This window comes from Plantactinospora sp. KBS50 (assembly GCF_002285795.1).
Classification (GTDB): domain Bacteria; phylum Actinomycetota; class Actinomycetes; order Mycobacteriales; family Micromonosporaceae; genus KBS50.
In genome coordinates, this window is sequence record NZ_CP022961.1 from 1,873,016 (window position 1) to 1,892,898 (window position 19,883).

At 74.0% G+C, this 19,883-nt stretch carries 14 protein-coding genes and 2 pseudogenes; 8 read left to right on the top strand and 8 right to left on the bottom strand.

Going from position 1 to position 19,883, the window contains the following annotated elements; all coding sequences use genetic code 11:
* The first annotated feature begins 69 nt into the window (after positions 1-69).
* Both CIK06_RS08490 and CIK06_RS08495 read left to right on the top strand, forming a co-directional pair.
* Positions 70-1,503, top strand: a complete 1,434-nt coding sequence (locus tag CIK06_RS08490; protein ID WP_095567662.1) for a GH1 family beta-glucosidase — start codon at positions 70-72, stop codon at positions 1,501-1,503.
* An 82-nt stretch (positions 1,504-1,585) separates the two neighbouring features.
* Positions 1,586-2,629 carry a LacI family DNA-binding transcriptional regulator gene (locus CIK06_RS08495; RefSeq protein ID WP_095564372.1) on the top strand — a complete coding sequence of 348 codons (1,044 nt, stop codon included), beginning with the start codon at positions 1,586-1,588 and terminating at the stop codon, positions 2,627-2,629.
* A 59-nt stretch (positions 2,630-2,688) separates the two neighbouring features.
* Here CIK06_RS08495 and CIK06_RS08500 read toward each other — a convergent pair whose 3' ends face one another.
* Entirely contained in the window at positions 2,689-3,906 is a 1,218-nt protein-coding gene (locus tag CIK06_RS08500) for an acyl-CoA dehydrogenase family protein (RefSeq protein ID WP_095564373.1), read from the bottom strand.
* Positions 3,907-4,956, bottom strand: a complete 1,050-nt coding sequence (locus CIK06_RS08505; RefSeq protein WP_095564374.1) for a phosphotransferase family protein — start codon at positions 4,954-4,956, stop codon at positions 3,907-3,909.
* A gap of 173 nt (positions 4,957-5,129) precedes the next feature.
* Between CIK06_RS08505 and CIK06_RS08510 the strand changes: the two genes are divergently transcribed.
* Together CIK06_RS08510 and CIK06_RS08515 are read left to right on the top strand one after the other, a co-directional pair.
* The gene (locus CIK06_RS08510; RefSeq protein WP_095564375.1) at positions 5,130-5,849 is read left to right on the top strand and encodes an amino acid-binding protein; all 720 of its coding nucleotides are present in this window, start codon (positions 5,130-5,132) and stop codon (positions 5,847-5,849) included.
* 402 nt (positions 5,850-6,251) lie between these two features.
* Entirely contained in the window at positions 6,252-7,358 is a 1,107-nt protein-coding gene (locus CIK06_RS08515) for a GNAT family N-acetyltransferase (protein ID WP_095564376.1), read from the top strand.
* Between the two features lie 8 nt (positions 7,359-7,366).
* Here the strand turns inward: CIK06_RS08515 and CIK06_RS08520 are convergent, their stop codons facing one another.
* The gene (locus tag CIK06_RS08520; protein ID WP_232534270.1) at positions 7,367-7,999 is read right to left on the bottom strand and encodes a pyridoxamine 5'-phosphate oxidase family protein; all 633 of its coding nucleotides are present in this window, start codon (positions 7,997-7,999) and stop codon (positions 7,367-7,369) included.
* Positions 8,000-8,349: 350 nt separating this feature from the next.
* On the opposite strand from CIK06_RS08520, the gene CIK06_RS08525 reads away from it, so the two are divergent.
* Positions 8,350-10,734, top strand: a complete 2,385-nt coding sequence (locus tag CIK06_RS08525; protein WP_095567663.1) for a glycoside hydrolase family 9 protein — start codon at positions 8,350-8,352, stop codon at positions 10,732-10,734.
* A 606-nt stretch (positions 10,735-11,340) separates the two neighbouring features.
* Here CIK06_RS08525 and CIK06_RS08530 read toward each other — a convergent pair.
* The 3 genes and pseudogenes from CIK06_RS08530 to bioB form a co-directional block, all read right to left on the bottom strand.
* Positions 11,341-12,906, bottom strand: a complete 1,566-nt coding sequence (locus CIK06_RS08530) for a putative Ig domain-containing protein (RefSeq protein WP_232534085.1) — start codon at positions 12,904-12,906, stop codon at positions 11,341-11,343.
* Between the two features lie 117 nt (positions 12,907-13,023).
* A pseudogene (locus CIK06_RS32330) lies at positions 13,024-13,278 on the bottom strand (hypothetical protein); the annotation flags it as partial.
* A 177-nt stretch (positions 13,279-13,455) separates the two neighbouring features.
* Positions 13,456-14,451, bottom strand: a complete 996-nt coding sequence (gene bioB, locus CIK06_RS08540) for a biotin synthase BioB (RefSeq protein WP_095564380.1) — start codon at positions 14,449-14,451, stop codon at positions 13,456-13,458.
* A 102-nt stretch (positions 14,452-14,553) separates the two neighbouring features.
* Here bioB and CIK06_RS08545 point away from each other — a divergent pair.
* Both CIK06_RS08545 and bioD read left to right on the top strand, forming a co-directional pair.
* Positions 14,554-15,693: pseudogene (locus CIK06_RS08545) on the top strand (8-amino-7-oxononanoate synthase); the annotation flags it as partial.
* 155 nt (positions 15,694-15,848) lie between these two features.
* Positions 15,849-16,553, top strand: a complete 705-nt coding sequence (gene bioD, locus CIK06_RS08550; RefSeq protein ID WP_095567664.1) for a dethiobiotin synthase — start codon at positions 15,849-15,851, stop codon at positions 16,551-16,553.
* 175 nt (positions 16,554-16,728) lie between these two features.
* Here the strand turns inward: bioD and CIK06_RS08555 are convergent, their stop codons facing one another.
* A complete protein-coding gene (locus CIK06_RS08555) occupies positions 16,729-17,889 on the bottom strand; it encodes a cytochrome P450 (protein ID WP_095564382.1) in 1,161 nt (386 codons plus the stop codon).
* A 9-nt stretch (positions 17,890-17,898) separates the two neighbouring features.
* Positions 17,899-18,567, bottom strand: a complete 669-nt coding sequence (locus tag CIK06_RS08560) for a methyltransferase (RefSeq protein ID WP_095567665.1) — start codon at positions 18,565-18,567, stop codon at positions 17,899-17,901.
* A 336-nt stretch (positions 18,568-18,903) separates the two neighbouring features.
* Here CIK06_RS08560 and CIK06_RS08565 point away from each other — a divergent pair, with 336 nt between their 5' ends.
* Positions 18,904-19,848 carry a hypothetical protein gene (locus CIK06_RS08565; RefSeq protein WP_095564383.1) on the top strand — a complete coding sequence of 315 codons (945 nt, stop codon included), beginning with the start codon at positions 18,904-18,906 and terminating at the stop codon, positions 19,846-19,848.
* Positions 19,849-19,883 lie beyond the last annotated feature (35 nt).

Consider the following 19,883-nt stretch of genomic DNA (forward strand, 5'->3'; position numbering starts at 1 on the left):
GGATCACGGAATGGGAACGCTCCCACAGAAGTCTTGACGGTGCGCATCGTCGACCGGCACGCTCAGGTGGTGACAAACCCAGCGACCGATCAGCGCGTGCCTCTGCTTGGTGAGGAGCGGCAGCTCACCTTCCCGTCCGGCTTCCGGTGGGGCGCGGCAACGGCGGCTTACCAGATCGAGGGCGCGGTGGCCGAGGACGGCCGTACGCCATCGATCTGGGACACCTTCAGCCGTACCCCCGGAAAGGTCATCGAGGGGCACACCGGTGACGTGGCGTGTGACCACTACCACCGGTATCGGGACGACGTACGGCTGATGGCGGACCTCGGCCTGACCGCGTACCGGTTCTCGATCGCCTGGCCGCGGGTGCAGCCCGGCGGTCGCGGTCCGGCCAACCCCGCCGGTCTGGACTTCTACCGGCGCCTGGTCGACGAGTTGCTGGAGCACGGGATCGAGCCCTGGGTCACCCTCTACCACTGGGATCTCCCGCAGCCCCTGGAGGACGCCGGCGGCTGGCCGGAACGGGACACGGCCGAGCGGTTCGTCGACTACGCCGTGCTGACCCACGACGCGCTCGGTGACCGGGTGCGGCACTGGACCACGTTCAACGAGCCGTGGTGCTCGGCCTTCCTGGGCTACGGCTCCGGGGTGCACGCGCCGGGCCGCGAGGACGCCGCGGCGTCGGTGCGGGCCGCCCACCACCTGATGCTCGGACACGGTCTGGCCGTGCAGGCCATGCGGGCGGCCCGCCCGGAGAACGAGTTCGCCATCACCCTCAACCTCTACGCGGTCTCGCCGGCCGGCGAGACCGAGGCGGACGCCGACGCGGCCCGCCGGATCGACGGCCTGGCCAACCGGATCTTCCTGGACCCGGTGCTGCGCGGTGAGTACCCCGAGGACGTGCGCGCCGACCTGCGCGAGGTGACCGATTTCGACCACGTCCGCGAGGGCGACCTGGCCGCCATCGCCACCCCGCTGTCGATGCTGGGGATCAACTACTACAGCCGGCACGTGGTGGCCGCCGCGAACCCGGACGCGACGCCCGAGCCGTACTGGCGGGCGCCCTCCTGCTGGCCGGGCAGCGAGGACGTCCGGTTCGTCACCCGCGGTCTCCCCGTCACCGACATGGAGTGGGAGATCGACGCACCCGGCCTGGTGGAGACGCTGCGCCGGGTCCACGACGAGTACCCCGAGGTGCCGCTCTACATCACCGAGAACGGGGCCGCCTTCGTGGACAAGGTGGTCGACGGCGAGGTCGACGACCCGGACCGCGCGGCCTTCGTCGACGTGCACCTGCGGGCCTGTCACGAGGCCATCAGCGCGGGCGTGCCACTCCGCGGATACTTCCTCTGGTCCCTGCTGGATAATTTCGAATGGGCGTGGGGGTACACCAAGCGATTCGGCATCACGTACGTCGACTACGAGAGCCAGCGTCGCATCCCCAAGTCCAGCGCCAGGTGGTACGCCGAGGTGATCCGGCGCAACGGCCTGGCGGCAGGGTAGCGACGCCGGGCGTCGATCCGGCCGGCGTTGACGGCGCGGCGGGACCGGCGCCGGGAGGCCGACGTCGGAGGAGCACAAGACGATGGGTACGCGGAGCCGCTCGCTTGGGCGGCCGACGTTGGACGCCGTGGCCGCGCGGGCGGGGGTGGGCCGCGGCACGGTGTCCCGGGTCGTGAACGGATCACCGCAGGTCAGTCCGGAGGCACGGGCGGCCGTGCAGGCCGCGATCGACGAACTGGGGTACGTCCCCAACCGGGCCGCGCGGGCGCTGGTCACCCAGCGCACCGACTCGGTGGCGCTGGTGGTCTCGGAGTCCGGTGACCGGGTCTTCGGCGAACCGTTCTTCGCGGGCATCGTCCGGGGCATCAGCTCGGCGCTGCTGGAGACGCCCATGCAGCTCTGGCTGGCCATGGCGCAGTCGCCCGCCGAGCGGGAACGGATGGAACACCACCTGACCAGCCAGCACGTCGACGGCGTGCTGCTGCTGTCGCTGCACGACGACGACCCGCTGCCCGCGCTGCTGGAACAGCGCGGCCTGCCGGCGGTGCTCGGCGGCCGGCCGGCCTGGATGCTCCAGCCGGGCGCGCCGCCGGCGTACTTCGTGGACGTGGACAACGTCGGCGGTGCGCGGCAGGCGGTGGAGTACCTGCTGGCCCGGGGTCGCCGGCGGGTGGCCACCATCGCCGGACCGCAGGACATGGGCGTGGGCCTGGCCCGGCTGGCCGGCTACCGCGCGGCCATCGAGGCCACCGGGGTGCCGATGGCCGAGCACCGCATCGCCTACGGCGACTTCAGCGAGACCAGCGGCGCCGCGGCCATGCGTACGCTGCTGGCGGCCGACCCGCAGCTGGACGCGGTCTTCGCCGCCTCGGACCTGATGGCGTGCGGGGCGCTGCGGGTGCTGCGCGAAACCGGTGTCCGGGTGCCGGACGAGGTGGCGCTCGTCGGCTTCGAGGACTCGCCCATCGCCCGCCAGGCCGACCCGCCGCTGACCACGGTCTTCCAGCCGGTGGAGGAGATGGGCCGGCGGATGGCCCGGCTGCTGGTCTCGCGCATCCGCGGCGAGGACCTGGAGGCGCCGTACGTGCTGCTGGACACGCACGTGGTGCCCCGCGCCTCCGGCTGAGCCGCCGGGCGGACGCCGCACCGGTCGCTGTGGCGCCGGGTGGGCGTCCCGTGGGCGGCTCAGCCGTCGGCCCACCGGCGCAGTTCCCGGCGGGCCAGCGAGTCGCGGTGCACCTCGTCCGGCCCGTCGGCCAGGCGCAGCGTGCGGGCCTGTGCCCAGAGCACGGCCAGCGGGGTGTCCTGGCTGACCCCGGCCGCCCCGTGCGCCTGGATGGCCTTGTCGATGACCCACTCGGCCATCGCCGGCGTACCGATCTTGATGGCCTGGATCTCCGTGTGCGCGCCCCGGTTGCCCACCGTGTCCATCAGCCAGGCCGTCTTGAGCACCAGCAGCCGCGCCTGCTCGATCCGGACCCGGGACTCGGCGATCCACTCCCGCACGACGCCCTGGGTGGCCAGCGGCCGGCCGAAGGCGACCCGCGCGGACACCCGCCGGCAGAGCAGTTCCAGGGCCCGCTCGGCCATCCCGACCAGCCGCATGCAGTGGTGGATCCGGCCGGGACCGAGCCGGGCCTGGGCGATGGCGAACCCGTCGCCCTCGCCGCCGATCAGGTTGGCGGCCGGCACCCGGACGTCCTCGAAGGTGATCTCGGCGTGCCCGCCGTGCGCGGCGTCGGAGTAGCCGAAGACCGTCATGCCGCGCCGCACCGTCACCCCCGGGGTGTCCCGGGGCACCAGGATCATGCTCTGCTGGCGGTGTCGGTCGGCGTCCGGATCCGTCTTGCCCATCACGATCAGGACCGCGCAGCGCGGGTCCATCGCGCCGGAGGACCACCACTTGCGCCCGTTGATCACGTACTCGTCGCCGTCCCGGACGATCCTGGTGGCGACGTTCGTGGCGTCCGAGGAGGCCACCTCGGGCTCGGTCATGCAGAACGCCGAGCGGATCTCGGCCGTCAGCAGCGGTCGCAGCCAGCGGTCCCGTTGCGGCTCGGAGCCGAACTCGGCGAGCAGTTCCATGTTGCCGGTGTCCGGCGCGGCGCAGTTCAACGCCTCGGGCGCCAGTTGCGGGCTGCGCCCGGTGAGTTCGGCCAGCGGCGCGTACTGCAGGTTCGTCAGTCCCGCGCCGTAGCGCGGATCGGGCAGGAACAGGTTCCACAGCCCGCGCCGGCGGGCCTCGGCGGTGAGTTCGGCCAGCACCGGCGGCCGGCACCACGGGTCGCCGGCGGCGGCGACCTGCGCGGCGTGTACGGGCTCGGCCGGGTGGATCCGGTCGCGGAGGAACGCGCCCAGTTCCTCGCTCAGCTCGGCCGTGCGGCCGTCGAAGCCGAAATCCATCTAGCTCTCCCCGATCCTGGCCAGCCCGCGTTCCACCAGCGGCGGCACGAGCCGGCCCAACTGCTCGAAACCCTCGCCGAGGGTCTGCCCGAGCGTGTGCCGGTAGTGGATGCCCTCGCAGATCACCGCGAGCTTGAAGCAGCCGAGCGCCACGTGCCAGCCCAGCGGTCCGACGTCGACGCCGGACCGCTGGGCGTACCGCTGGATCAGCTCGGCCCCGCTGGGGAAGCCGGCGCGCGGCCCCAGCCCGTCCGCCACCGGGTTGCCCGCGGCCAGGTCGCTGTCCCCGAGCACGTCCCAGTAGGTCAGCAGCAGGCCGAGGTCGGTCAGCGGATCACCCAGGGTGGCCATCTCCCAGTCCAGGACGGCCCGGACCGCGACCGGGTCGACCTGCGCGAGCAGGTTGTCCAGCCGGTAGTCCCCGTGCACGATCCGGCCGGGGCGCTCGGCCGGCACGGTCGCGGCGAGCCGGTCGCGCAGTTCCTCGATGCCGGGCAGCGGCCGGCTGCGGGACCGGTCGAGCTGGCCCGCCCACCGGCGCACCTGCCGGGCGAGGAACCCCTCCGGCCGGCCGAAGTCGGCCAGTCCCACCGCCTCGGGCGGCACCCGGTGCAGCGCGGCGAGGGTGTCCATCATGACCGTGGCAAGCTCGTGCCGTTGCCAGCCGGCCAGCCGGTCGGTCTGCCGCCGGCCGCGGTAGACCGTGCCGGGCACCCTGCTCATCAGGTAGAAGGGGGCGCCCAGCACGTCCGGGTCCGGACAGTGCAGCAGCGCCTCCGGCACCGGCACGTCGGTCGCGGCCAGCGCCGAGATCACCCGGTACTCCCGGGCCATGTCGTGCGCGGTGGCGAGCACGTGGCCCAGCGGCGGCCGGCGCAGCACGAACTCCCGGTCGCCGGCGGTGACCAGGTAGGTGAGGTTCGACCTGCCGCCCGGAATCAGCTGGGCGCGCGGCGCCGCGGCCAGCAGGTCCGGCCGGTGCCGGCGGAGGTGGTCGGCGAGCCGGTCGAGGTCCAGTCCGGCGGGGGAACCGGCCGGCCGCTCGTCCATCCGACCAGTTCATGACAGCCGTGCGGCGCTGTCAACCCCGGATGATCTCCCTGCTCCGCAGGCCCTCCCACCTGGGCTTTGCGGCCGGGACACGTTCGTGCAACAGGAACGAAACGGTCACCCGGCAGTCTGGACTCCGGCGGTCCTGGGGGTGGATCGCGAAAGGGGACGAGATGGTGTTGCGACTTCGGGTGAGCCTGCCCGATCGACCCGGGACGCTCGGCCAGGTTGCCCGAACCATGGGCGTGGCCGGGGCGGACATCGTCCAGGTTGTGGTGCTGGAGCGGCTGGGGGGCCGCGCCATGGATGACTTCACGGTGGTCTGGCCGGGCAGCATCCGGGTCGAGCGGCTGCTCGCCGGCCTGGCGGCCATTCCCGGCGTGCACGTGGTGGGGGTGTGGCGGTCGGTGGGGGCGCCGACCGGTGGCGGTGCGGATGCCGAGCTGCTGGCGCAGGTCGCGGCGAACCGGACGGACGGGCTGTCGACACTCGTCGACGCGGTACCGGGGCTGCTCGCCGCGGACTGGGCCGCGGTCGCGGTGGTGCCGGCGGACTGGGCGAGCCGACACCTCGACTCGAACGGCGGTGCCGGGGCCGAGGCGGCGCTCGCGTACGCCAGTTGGCGCGTGCCGGAGCCGCCCCGGATGCCCACGGTCACCCCACTGCGGGCCCGGGCCACCGAGGGCGAGGAGGGCTGGCACTACGCCGTGGCGCCGTTCGGCCGTGCCGGCCTGGTGCTGGTGGTCGCCCGCGGCGACGAGGACGGGCTGCCGGCGGCGGCCTTCCACGTCACCGAGGTGGACCGGATCGCCCAACTCGTTCGGGCCGCCGCGGTGATCCTCGGCGACCGACTGGATCTGGTGAGCGTCCCGCCGCTGGCGGGCGGGCGCTGACGAAATACCACGGCCGGGGCCGGACGCGAGTCCGGTTGACCGGCCGGGGAGCCGCTACCCGCGTGGGGTGGGTGGTGGAGGTGGTGCCGACCGGGTCGCCCGCGCGGGGCGGGTGACGAGGTCGGTGGCCGGCCGGGCGATGGTGCCCGAGTCGGCCGGCTGGTGACCGGCATCGGTGGTCGGCGGTGGGCGATGGCGCCCACGTCGGCCAGGGTGGAAGGCCTGGACACCAGCAGGCCGGTCGGGTGGGTGGTGCCCAGGCTCGGGCCAGCCGGGTGGTGCACCCGGTACCGGCGGGCCGGTCGGATGGGTGATGCCCGCGCGGGGCGGGCGATGACAACCGCGCGGGCGTCACCCAACACTTCTACCGAAGGTCTACCGGCGGTGGAAAGGGAGGCCGACATGGCACTGTGGCGGATCCGGGCGACCGTGGACGACCGGCCCGGCTATCTCTCGGTGCTGACCGCGAGCCTGGCGCTGCGGTCGGTGAACATCCTGTCGGTGCAGGTGCACACCACCGAGGCCGGCGCGGTGGACGACTTCCTCGTGGACGCGCCCGACGCACTGAGCGAGAAGGACCTGCTGGCGGCCGTGGAACGGGGCCGTGGCCAGGACTGCTGGGTGGCGCGTACCGAGGCCAAGGTGCTGATGGACCTGCCCACCCGGGCGCTGGGGCTGGCCCGCCGGCTGGTCCGCGATCCCGAGCGGCTCGACGTGGCACTGCGCGACCTGCTGGGCGCCACCGAGGTCACCTGGCGACCGGTACGCCCACCGGCTCCCCGTGGCGGCGACCCGGAGCAGCCCGAGCGGCAGCCGCGGCCCGGATTCGGCGAGACGTCGATGGTGCTGGCCGACCCGGCGGGCGGCTCGTTCGAGGTGACCCGCGACGCCCCCGGGTTCACCCCGGCCGAGTACGCGCGGGCGCAGGCCCTCGTCGACCTCGCGGCGGCGGCCGCCGAGCGGGACCTCGACCGGGGTGTCGTGCTGCTGCCGGACGGCGCCGAGGTCGAGCTGCGGGCCGCGACCGCGAGCGACCTGCCGGCCGTGCGCCGGATGCACGACCGCTGCTCGCCGGACAGCCGTCGGCGCCGGTATCTCAACCCGGACCCGCCGGGCGACCGGCAACTGCACCGGCTGCTCGACCCGCCGCGCGGTGCCGGCCTGGTGGCCGTCGCGGACGACCCGGCCGGGGACGGAACCCGGGTGGTGGCGCTGGCCGGCCTGCTCGCCGACGGCGACCTGGCCGAGGCCGCGATCCTGGTGGAGGACGCCTGGCAGCGGCGCGGCATCGGCACCGCGCTGGCCCGCCGGCTGGTGACGCACGCCCGCCGGGACGGGTACGCGGCGCTGGTAGGGCACGCCACCGCCGGCGACGAGGCGCTGCCGCGGTTGCTCCGCCGGGTGGCCCCGCAGGCGCGTACCGACCGGGACGGGCAGGTGGTGACCGTGATGCTTCCGCTGGCCCTGGGCGCGCCGGCACCGGAAACGCCGGCCGCCGCCGGCGCCTGAGCCGCGGCCTAGCTGTAGAGGCCCTTGAGGTAGTTCGCGCCGTAGTGCTGTTCCAGCTCGGCGAGGTTCTCCTCCGGCTGTGTCGCCTTGACGACCTGGGCCCGGGACGGCAGCGTCTCCGGGGCGGGCCAGCCCTCCGGCTGCCACAGGCGGGAGCGCAGGAACGCCTTGGAGCAGTGGTAGAAGACCTGCTCGATCTCCACCAGCACGGCGAACCGCGGCCGGTGTCCCTTGACGACCATCCGGTCGAAGAACGGCGCGTCGCGCAGCAGCCGGGCGCGGCCGTTGATCCGCAACGTGTCGTCCCGCCCGGGAATCAGGAAGATCAGCCCGATGTGCGGGTTGTCGAGGATGTTGTGGAAACCGTCGGCCCGCCGGTTGCCGGGCCGTTCCGGGATGGCGATCGTGGTGTCGTCCAGCACGAGCGCGAAGCCCGGCGGGTCGCCCTTGGGGGAGACGTCGCAGCTGCCGTCGGCGCCGGCCGTGGCCACCAGGCAGAACGGCGACGCCGCGAGCCACTGCCGGTCCACCTCGTGCAGCGACCGGCGTTCCTTGGTGATCGACCGCCGGCCCGGCTCGCCGAGCAGCGCCCGTAGCTCCTCGTGCGCGGTCACCTCGGTGCCGCCGGTGCCGCCGGTCACCTCGGTGCCGCCGGTGTCGCCGCTGTCGCCGGTGACCGGCGGTGTGGCGTCCGCGTGCGTCCCGGCCCGGAGCGGGCCATCGGTCAAGGTCATCGTTCCTCCCCGTTCGACGACTGCCGGTGGGTGTCGGCAGGACCAACCTAGCCGGAGTGCGGCCGGCGGAGGTGCTTCACAAACCGGGAATCCACCCTTTACATTGTTGGAATCCTATGGAAGCGCTCCCACAGCAGCTCACCCCCTCCACTCTGGCACGAAGGAGCCGCACGATGGCCGCACGTACCGGGCCGGACGGTCCATACCCTCTATCCCGCCGGCGGGGCTGGCGCCGGCTCCTGATCGCGGTGACCCTCATGCTCGTCGCCGGCCTGCCCGCCGGCGCGGCCTGGGCCGTCCCGCGCGCCGCCGGGACCGGGTCGGTCCCGGCCGCGGCCGCCGGCCAGGCCGCCGCCGCGCCCGCCTTCAACTACGCCGAGGCGCTGCAGAAGTCGATGTTCTTCTACGAGGCACAGCGCTCCGGCAAGCTGCCCACGGACAACCGGGTCTCCTGGCGCGGCGACTCGGCGCTGCGGGACGGCGCCGACGTGGGGCTGGACCTGACCGGCGGCTGGTACGACGCGGGCGACCACGTGAAGTTCGGCTTCCCGATGGCCTTCAGCGCCACCATGCTGGCGTGGGGCGCCGTGGACTACCGCACCGGCTACCAGAACTCCGGCCAACTGCCCTACCTGCTGAGCAACCTGCGCTGGGTGAACGACTACTTCATCAAGGCGCACCCGTCGGCGAACGTCCTCTACGGACAGGTCGGCAAGGGCGACGACGACCACAAGTGGTGGGGTCCGGCCGAGGTGCTGCCGATGGCGCGGCCCGCGTACAAGATCGACGCAAGCTGCGGCGGCTCGGACCTGGCGGGGGAGACGGCGGCCGCGATGGCCGCGTCCTCGATGGTCTTCCGGCCCACCGACGCGGCGTACGCCGACCGGCTGCTCAGCCACGCGAAGCAGCTCTACACGTTCGCCGACACCGTGCGGAAGGCGTACAGCGACTGCATCACCGACGCGCAGGCGTTCTACAAGTCGTGGAGCGGGTACCAGGACGAACTGGTCTGGGGCGCGATCTGGCTCTACCGGGCCACCGGTGACGCGAGCTACCTGGCCAAGGCCGAGAGCGAGTACGACAAGCTCGGCACCGAGCCGCAGACCACCACCCGGATGTACAAGTGGACCCTGGCCTGGGACAACAAGCAGTTCGGCGCGTACGTGCTGCTGGCCAAGCTCACCGGCAGGCAGAAGTACATCGACGACGCCAACCGCTGGCTCGACTGGTGGACCGTGGGCGTCGACGGCACCCGGGTCAACTACTCGCCCGGCGGCGAGGCCGTCCTCGACTCGTGGGGTTCGCTGCGGTACGCCGCCAACACCGCGTTCGCCGCGCTCTACTACGCAGACAGCACCACCGACACCACCCGCAAGACCCGCTACCACGACTTCGCCGTGCGGCAGATCGGGTACGCGCTCGGCGACAACCCGCGGCACGCCAGCTACCTGATCGGCTTCGGCACCAACCCGCCGAAGAACCCGCACCACCGCACCGCGCACGGCTCCTGGTGGGACAACATGACCGTACCCACCGAGACCCGGCACGTGCTCTACGGCGCGCTGGTCGGCGGGCCGTCCTCGGCCGACGACGCGTACACCGACGAGCGGTCCAACTACGTGATGAACGAGGTGGCCACCGACTACAACGCCGGCTTCACCTCCGCGCTGGTCCGCCTCTACTCCGAGTACGGCGGCAGCGCGCTGGCCGGGTTCCCGGTGGCCGAGCAGCCGGACATGGACGAGCTGACCGTGGAGACCACGGTCATGCAGAACGAGCCCCGGGACACCGCCCTCAAGGCGATCATCTACAACAAGTCGGCGTTCCCGGCGCGGGCGCTGACCACCGCCAAGTTCCGGTACTACGTGACCCTGGACGACGCCGGCCCGCTGGTGGTCACCCCCGGCTACACCCAGGGATGCCCGTCGCCGAGCACCGCCCACCAGGTCTCCGGCGCGCTCTGGTACGTCGAAATCGACTGCACCGGATACACCATCGCGCCCGCCGGCCAGTCGCAGCACCGGATGGAGGTGCAGTTCAAGGTCGGCGTGGCCGAGGGCGGGACGTGGAACCCGGCGAACGACCCGTCGTACCAGGCCGCCACCGGACCCAACCGGAACGTGCCGCTGTACGAGGCCGGCAGGCTGGTCTGGGGCACCGAACCGGGGCCGGGCACGACGCCGGGTCCCACCGTCTCGCCCACCCCGTCGGCCTCGCCCACCCCGTCGGCCTCGCCCACCGCGTCCCCGACGGTCTCCCCGACACCGTCGCCCACCTCCTCGCCCACGCCGACCCCGACCGCCTCACCCACCTCGGGACCGGCCGGCGCCTGCCAGGTCGGATACACCACGACGGACTGGACCAACGGTTTCACCGCGACCGTCACGATCCGCAACACCGGGTCGAGCACCATGAACGGGTGGACGCTGGCCTTCAGCTTCAGCGCGGGTCAGCAGGTCAGCCAGGCCTGGTCGGCGACCGTCACGCAGACCGGATCGGCGGTCCGGGCCACCAACCTGTCCTACAACGGCACCCTGGCGCCGGGTGCGTCCACCAGCTTCGGGTTCAACGGCACGCACACCGGCAGCAACCCGCGGCCGGCCTCGTTCACGGTGAACGGCACCACCTGCACGACCGGCTGACCACGGGTCCGACCCGCGTCACCCATTTTCGGTGAAGTTGGGGGGTCCGGCGACCCGGACCCCCCAACTTCGCCGGCGGCGAGTCGACCCTGCCGACCGGTACGCGGACCGACCGCACGGCTACGGTGGGTTCCGCGGGATGACGGGACCGGCAACCCTTGATGCCAGCGACCACGAAGGCTTCCTCGCCGCGCTCGGCCACGAACCGTCCGCAACGGACTGTGAGGGCTGGGCCGAGCGGCATGCGGGACATCCCGACCAACCCCGTGCCCTGGTCGATTCCGGGTGGCGGATGGCCCGCGACGGCGAGCACGAGGCGGCGCTGACGCTGTCCCGGCGGGCGGCCCGGACAGACCTACGGCGAGTACGCCGAACTGCTCCAGCAGGAGGCCGCCGGGTACGCCGACGCGGGCGCCACCCGGGTGCTGATGGTCAGCGGGAGTCCCGCCGACTACGAGGCGTACGCCACCCGGACCGGCCGCGATCCGGCCGATCCTTCGACCCGACGGCAGTACGTCCAGTGGTGCGCCGGCGCGGGCAGCGGTGGTGCCGTGGGCGCGGGGCGGGATGGCCCCGCGCCCACGGCGCCGGTCGGTCAGGACAGGGTCAGGACAACGTCAGTGCGGTGTCGTCGATGACGAACGAGGTCTGCAGGGACGCATCCTCGACGCCGGTGAACTTCAGGGCGACGGTCGACCCGGCGAAGGACGTCAGGTCGATGGTGCGGAGCTGGTAGCCGCTGGCGGCGTTCAGGTTCGAGTACGTGGCCACCGTCGTCGAACCCGCCTGGACGGTCAGCGTGTCGTACGCCCTGGTCGAGGTGGTCTCCGAGGTGTCGATGTGCAGCCAGTAGGTCAGGGTGGCGTGGCAGCCGGCGGGGATGGCCACCGACTGCGACAGCGTGTCGGTGTGTGAACGGCCGTACCCGTCAAGCCATGCCTTGTAGGAGCCGCCGTGCGCCGGCTGGCCGGAGGAGGTGGTGATGACGCCGGAGGTCGCGGTCCACGACGCCGAGCCGGACTCGAAGCCGGGGTTGCCGAGCTTCTGGCCCGAGCAGTTGCCGCTGGGCGAGCCGACCGACCAGCTGAAGCTGGCCGTACCGGTGGCGCCGGTGGTGTCCCGCACGGTGACCGTGGCGGTGGTGCTCTGGACCACCGTCGGCGTACCGCTGATCAGGCCCGTGCTGGCGTTGATCGACAGGCCGGTGGGCAGGCCGGTCGCGCTGTAGGTCAGGGTCTGGCCGCTACCGGAGGAACTGGCCTGGATCTGCAGGCTGGTCGGCACTCCGGTGGTGGAGCTCTGGCTGCCCGGGTTGGTCACCGTCACCGTGTTGCCGCTGCCCGGGGGTTTGGTCAGCATGCATCCGGCGATCGACAGGTCGATCGTGTTGGCGGAGTTGAGGCAGGTGTTGAACCAGTAGACCTGCTGCCCGTAGCTCTGGCCCTGGTACGCGTGCGTGGTGCCGTTCGCGTCGACCTCACACGGGTTGTTCAACGTGCACATCTGGCCGTTGTCGTTCCCGGTGTTGTTGATGCCGACCACGGCGCCGCTGTTCAGGTCGACGATCGGCGAACCCGAGGTCCCGTGGGTGGTGTTGCATCCGCTGCTGTAGCGGATCGAGTCGTGCCAGGTCCAGGCGTCCTCCCGGAGGGTTGGCACGAAGCCGTTGATCGAGCAGTTCCAGATCTGCTTCCAGTAGCTCGACGGGATGAACATGTTGCTGCCGTCGACCGGGTGGGTGTTGGCGATGGTCAGCGCGGTCACCCCGTAGCTGGACCGGATGGACGCGAACGTGGTGTTGAGGCGGTAGAGCGAGACGTCGGTGTTGGTCATCGTCGCGTAGAGCAGCATGTCGGCGCGCACGGTGCCCAGGGAACTTCCGGTGGAGCTGAGAAGGGTGCCCGATCGGGTGCTGGACCGGTTCTGCAGCACCACGCCGGCCCCGGGCATTCCGCCCTCGTAGCAGTGGCCGTTGGTCAGCATCAGGGCGCGGTCGCTGTCCACCGAGGTGGGGTACCGGACCAGGGCGGCCGAGCAGTTGCTCAGGGCGATGGTCGCGTTCAGGCTGGCCGCCTGGAGGGTGTCGGCGGCGGCTGGGCGGGCAGGACCGCCGCTGATCGCGGCGGTACTGAGCACGAGTGCGCCAAGGGTGATGGCGATTCGTCGGAACATGGAGGCTCCAGAGGGAGTGGGGGTTGACGCCATGAGCTTATGGCCGATCTTGCTCCCAATGAAGACCGTGAATTTAATGCGGATCTCCGCCGCCTATGCGGATAAATCCTCCGTCGCTCAGCCGGTGCTCTCGCCGTGTTCGACGCAGCGCGCGCTCCAGCCGGTCGGCACGACCTGCACTTTCATCCTTCGGCGGCAGTGCGGGCAGAACCGCGGCGGCTCCAACTCGCGGGCGGCCCGGCAGCCCGCGTGCGCCCCGGCGTCCGCCGGTTCCCCACACCGGTCGCACCACACCGGGGCACCCGACCCGGTCGCGCCGCCGCCCGACCCGGTCGCGCCGCCGCCCGACCCGGTCGCGCCGCCGCCCGACCCGGTCGCGCCGCCGCCCGACCCGGTCGCGCCGCCGCCCGACCCGGTCGCGCCGCCGCCCGACCCGGTCGCGCCGCCGTGCGGACCGGCGGGTGCGGCGGGTGCGGCGGGTCCGGCGTCCGCGCGACCCGGACCGGCCGCACCCGTCGGTGCAACAGTGGACATCGTCGCTCCGTACCCTCAGATGGTCGCCGAGAGGGCCTTGACCGGCATCTTCAGGTCGTCCAGCAGCTCCAGGTCGGCGGTGGCCGGCCGGCCCAGCGTGGTCAGGTAGTTGCCCACGATGACCGCGTTGATCCCGCCGAGCAGCCCGTCCCGGGTGCCCAGGTCGCCCAGGGTGATCTCACGGCCGCCCGCGTACCGCAGGATGGTCCGCGGCATCGCGAGCCGGAACGCGGCGATGGCCCGCAGCGCGTCCTTGCCCTCGACCACCGCACGGTCCGCGAACGGCGTGCCCGGCCGCGGGTTGAGGAAGTTGAGCGGCACCTCGTGCGGGTCCAGCTCGGCGAGCTGGGTCGCGAACTCGGCCCGCTGCCGCACCGACTCGCCCAGCCCCAGGATGCCGCCGCAGCAGACCTCCATGCCCGACTCGCGGACCATCCGCAGCGTCTCCCAGCGCTCCTCGAAGCTGTGCGTGGTGACCACGTTCGGGAAGTACGAGCGGCAGGTCTCCAGGTTGTGGTTGTACCGGTGCACGCCCATCTCCACCAGGTCGTCGACCTGCTCCTGGGTGAGCATGCCCAGCGACGCGGCCACCTGGATGTCCACCTCGGCCCGGATCGCCGCCACGCCCTCGCGCATCTGCTTCATCAGCCGCGCGTCCGGGCCGCGCACGGCCGCCACGATGCAGAACTCGGTGGCGCCGGTCTTGGCGGTCTGCTTCGCCGCCTCCACCAGCGACGGGATGTCCAGCCACACCGACCGGACGGGGGAGGAGAACAGCCCGGACTGGGAGCAGAAGTGGCAGTCCTCGGGGCATCCGCCGGTCTTCAGCGACACGATGCCCTCGACCTCGACCTCCGGCCCGCACCAGCGCATCCGCACCTCGTGCGCGAGCTGGAGCGCGGCCGGCAGGTGCTCGTCCGGCAGCTGGAGAATGGCGAGCACCCCGGCCTCGTCGAGGCCGACCCCGTGCTCCAGCACCTGCCCGCGAGCGTGGTCAAGGATTTCTGGCATGGTCCGTACCCTACAAGGCCGCCGCCGGTCGCCGGTGCCGCCGCGCTCCCCGGTCCGGTCGGGGCCGGATGGTACGTTCCGGACGCGGAACGGAGGTGGCGGATGGCCGACTGGTTGACGGCACTCGATCGGCGCGCCCAACTGCGCGCCCGGGCCGGGCTCAGCCGGCGACTGCGTCCGCGCGGCGCCACCGACCCCGTTGTCGATCTGGCCGGCAACGACTACCTCGGCCTGTCCCGCCACCCCGAGGTGCTGGCCGCGGCCGGCCGGGCGCTGCCCGCGTACGGGCTGGGCGCCACCGGTTCCCGCCTGGTGCGCGGCAGCACCGACCTGCACGCGAGCCTCGAAACGAGCCTGGCCGACTGGCTCGGCGCCGGACGCGCCCTCGTCTTCTCCTCCGGCTACCTGGCCAACCTGGGCGCCGTCCGCGCGCTCGTGCGGCCGCGGACCCTGCTGGTCTCCGACGCGCACAACCACGCCTCGCTGATCGACGGCTGCCGGCTGGCCGGGGCGGAGACCGTGGTCACCCCGCACAACGACGTCGCCGCGGTCCGCGCGGCGCTGGCCGCGGCACCCGACCGGCCCGCGGTGGTGGTCACCGAGTCGATCTTCTCGGTGGACGGCGACCGGGCGCCGCTGCGCGAGCTGCACGCCGCGGCCCGCGAACACGGCGCGCTGCTGCTGGTCGACGAGGCGCACGCGCTCGGCGTACGCGGTCCGGGCGGGGCCGGTGAGCTGGCCGCGGCCGGCCTGTCCGGCGCGCCGGACATCGTGATCACGGCCACCCTGTCCAAGGCGCTGGGCGGCGCGGGCGGCGTGCTGGCCGGCCCGGCCGAGCTGGCCCGCCACCTGATCGACACCGGACGGACCTTCATCTACGACACCGCGCTGCCGCCGGCGGTGGCCGCCGGGGTGCTGGCCGCCGCCGGCCGGGCACGCTCGACGGCCGGCGACGGGCTGCGGGCCGAGTCGGCCGACCGGGCGGCGACCGCGGTACGCCGGCTGCGGGCCGCCGGGTTCGAGGTGCCGGCGCCGGACGCGGCGGTGATCTCGGTGACCGCGCCAGGTCCGGAGGCCGCGGTGGCCTGGGCGGCGGCCTGCCTGGACCGCGGGGTGGCGGTGGGCTGCTTCCGGCCGCCCTCGACACCGGACTCCCGGTCCCGGCTGCGGTTGACGGTGAACGCCGGGCTTCCCCGGGCCGACTTCGACCGGGCGATCGAGGTCATCGTGAGCTGCGCGCCCGCCGGCACCGCCGCGCCGGCGCGGGCCGCCGGTCCGGACGACACCGCCGGTCCGGACGACACCGCCGGTCCGGACGACACCGCCGGGTCGGATGCCGGCGCGCTGGCACGGGCGGTGGCGCGGTGACCGGCGAGGGCGGCGGCTGGCGCGGCCCGGTGCTGGTCACCGGCACCGACACCGGAGTCGGCAAGACGATCACCACGGCGGCCATCGCCGCCGCGGCGCAGGCCGCCGGGCTGCGGGTGGCGGTGGTGAAGCCCGGCCAGACCGGTACGGCGACCGGCGAACCGGACGACGTGGAGACGGTGACCCGGCTGGCCGCGCCGGCGACCGGACGGACCCTGTCCAGCTACCCGGATCCGCTCGCCCCGCTCGCCGCGGCCCGGGTGGCCGCCGCGGAGCCGCTGGAGCTGTACGCGGCCGTTGACGCGATCCGGGAGGAGTCCGACAAGCACGACCTGGTGCTGATCGAGGGGGCCGGCGGCCTGCTCGTGCCGATGGGCCTGCGGCCCTCGGGCGAGCCCTGGACGGTGGGCGACCTGGTCGTCTCCCTCGGCGCGCCGGCGGTGGTGGTGGCGCGGGCCGGGCTCGGCACGCTGAACCACACCGCGCTCACCCTGGAGGCGCTGGAGCGCCGGGCGGTACCCGCCGGGGTGGTGCTGGGCGCCTGGCCGGCCGCGCCGGAGCTGGTGCACTGGGCCAACCTGACCGAGTTGGTGCCCACCCTGCTCGGCGTGCTGCCCGAGGGCGCCGGCGGGATGGACCCGGGCGTGTTCCGGCGGTCGGCCTCCGGCTGGCTCACCCCGGCGCTGTACGGCGTGCTGGACGACTGGCGGGCGTGGGCCGAGGGCGTGCACTGACCGCGGCGGCGCCCGCACCGGACCGGCGCGCGGCCGGACGCGCCGGACGCCGCTCGCGCGGACGCCGCTCGCGCGGACGCCGGACGCGCCGGACGCCGCCCGCGCGGACGTCGCTCGCGTGGATGGCGCCTCAGCGGCGGTCGCCCGCGCGGACGTCACTCGCGCGGATGCCGCCTCAACGGCGGATCACGAAGGCGTCGGGCATCCGGAACGAGAGGTTGTCCGGGCAGCGGGGCGCCCGCACCACGCTGGTGCCGGCCAGCAGCGGCGCCGCCCCGGCGACCACCACCGCGGCCTCCATCCGGGACAACTGCGCGCCCACGCACCGGTGCGCCCCGGCACCGAACGCCAGGTGCCGGCGCGAGCCGCGCTGACCGGGCCGGAACTCCTCCGGCGCGGCGAACGCCTCGGGATCACGGCCGGCGCGGGCCAGCCAGAGCACCACGCTGCGGCCGGCCGGCACCGGGGTGCCGTCCAGTTCGGTGTCCCGCGCGGCCACCCGGCGCCAGGTCACGATCGGCGGCACCAGGCGCAGCCCTTCCTCCACCACGTCGGCCACCGGCACGGTCCCGGCGGCCAACCCGGCGAGCACGGCCGGCTCGCCGTGCAGCCGGTGCAGCAGCAGGGTGAGGAACTGGGAGGTGGTCTCCTGCCCGGCCACCAGCAGGAAGAACAGCGCACCGACCACCACGTCCACCGGGTGCCCCGCCGCCCGCAGCCGCGCGGCCAGCCCGGGACCGGTGCCGGCGAACTCGCGCAGCAGCGCCGCGAACCGGCCGACCGTGGCGGCCAGGTCCCGCTGCCGGTCCGGGCTCACCGGCGCCCAGAACAGCTCCAGCGCGGACCGGGAGAACTCCTTCACCACCGCCACCCCGGCCGCCGGCAGATCCACCAGGCGGGCCAGCACCAGCAGCGGCAGGTCGGTCGCGAGGTCGGCGTACAGGTCCACCTCCCGGCCGGCGGCCAGCCGGGCGGTCAGGCCGGCGACCCGCTCGGCCACCAGCCCGGCCAGCCACGGCTGCTGCGCGGCGACCCGGGCCGGGTGCAGCGCGTCCGCCACCGCGGCCCGGATGTCCGGATGCGACGGCGAGGAGTTGTTGGCGAGCGTCGGCGGCAGCCGGAAACCGTGCCGGGCCAGGATCCGCAGCGCCGGCACCGGAATCGGGGTGAGCGCGTCGAGCGCGTTGTCCGGCCGGAAGGTGTCGGGGTCGGCGAGCACCCGGCGGACCAGCGCGTGCCGGGTCACCAGGGCGTGCTCGACGCCCACATGGTCGGTGACGGCGGCGACGCCGGGCCACGACCGATCGGCCGGGGCGTCCCAACTGCGCAACAGCACCGGCAGACCCTAACCAGTGGGTCGCGTCCGCGGCGGACGCAGCCGCCACACCGTGGTGGGCTTCACCCGTACGCTCTCCAACGCCGGCGGCACCGGCACCTCGTACCCGGCGACCCGGTCGAACCGCTCCCGCGGCAGGAACGCCCGGTCCGGGTCGCCCACCAGCACGGTGGCGCCGTCGTGAGCGGCCCGCAGCAGGAACCGGATCACCCGTTCCGCCATGGCGGCGCTGTAGAAGACGTCCCCCGCGAGCACCACCTCGGCGTCGCCGGCATCCCCGGCGAGCAGATCGGCCAGTTCCGCCCCCACCCGTACGCCGTTGGCGGCGGCGTTGAGTTCGATGGCGGTCACGGCGCGCGGGTCCACCTCGACGGCCCGGACCCCGGCCGCGCCGGCCCGGGCCGCCGCGACCGCGACGAGGCCGGAGCCGGAGGCCAGGTCCAGCACCCGCCGGTCGGCGACCACGGCCGGGTGGTCCAGCACGTACCGGGCGAGCGCCTGGCCACCGGCCCAGGCGAACGCCCAGAACGGCGGCGGCTGCTCGCTGCGGAACTCACCCTCGGTCAGCTCCCACAGCCCGATCGGCTCGTCGGCCTGGTGCAGCCTGATCTCCGGGACGAAGGCGACCGGTGCGAGCCGGGCGTTCCGGCGGACGAACGCCGTGGTGGAGTCGGACACGGTCACCGATTGTGCCCTGCCGCCGGCCGGCCCCGGCGGAGCCGTCCAGGGACGTGTTCCAGCGGACGTGTTCCAGCGGACGCGTTCCGGCGGACTTGTGCCGGCGGACCTTGCCCGGCCGCGGGCGTCGCCCGTGCCGACGTCACCCTGAGTGGTGGCGTCACCGGTTCACCACGGGTCGTGAAAATGGGTCCGATCATTGCCGCTGGGTGCGGAGAACGCCATCTTTCCGCGCCCGGTCGCAGACCCTAGCGTTGCGGGAAACGCGGCGGTGCCGTGCCCGGCGCCCGGCCGGTGCGGCCGCCGCGTCCGGTGTGCAGGCGTGAGGCGGTGGCAATGGTGTGGCGCAGGCCGGTCCGGCTGATGGCCGTGCTGATCGCGGTCGGCATCGGGCTCGGCATCGGGCTCGGCATCGGGCTCGGCGTCGCCGGGGCGCCGACCGCGGCGCGGGCCGCGGTCGGGGACAGCGTCCGGATCGAGGCGCCGCGGTTCGCCGCCGGCAGCACCAGCACGGTGGCCGCGGTGGCCGCCACCACGGCGGCCGGCGACTGCCGCCGGGTGCGCTGGTCGCTGCTGCTGCGGGTGACCGGCATGCGGCTGGACCAGGTCCAGGTGCAGCGGTTCGAGGACGACGGGGACTTCCCGGTCCAGACCCGCGCCGACGGCAACTCGCTGCGGCTGACCGACCAGCAACCGGACCCCGGGGCGCTCTGCCGGGGACGTACCGTCACCGCCCGTTACCGGCTGGCCTTCGCGCCGGACATCGCGAACGGGCGGGTCACCCTCCAGGCGGAGGCGTCCGACGGCAGCCAACAACCCGTCGGCCGGGCCGCGGTGACCCGGGACGTACCGGGATCGGGCCTCGCCGCGCCGGCCCCGTCGGTCCCGTCCGCCACGCCGGCGGCGACCGCGGCGGCCACCACCGCGCCGGCCGCGACCGCCAGCACCGGCTCCCCGACACCGACGCCGTCCCAGGAGTACGCGACCGACCTGCCCCTGGACGAGCCCGAGGAGACGGACGAGACCCCCGCGGCGGCCGAGGTCGACAGCGGTACCGGCGCGGGCGGTTCCACCCCGAAAGCGGCCGGCTTCAGCGGCGTACAGGCGTCCTTCGTCTTCGGCGGTCTGCTGCTGGTGCTCGGCCTCGGCCTGTTGCTCGGGTTGCGGCGGCTGATCAGCACGGACCGGGCCGCCGCCGATTCCGGGCTGGCCGGGGCGGGCGCGACCGGCGGGGTGCCGGCTCGCAACCGGCAGCGGCGCCGCCGCAGCGACGTCTGGTAGCGCCGCCGCCGCGCGGCCCTTCTCGCTGCGACCCG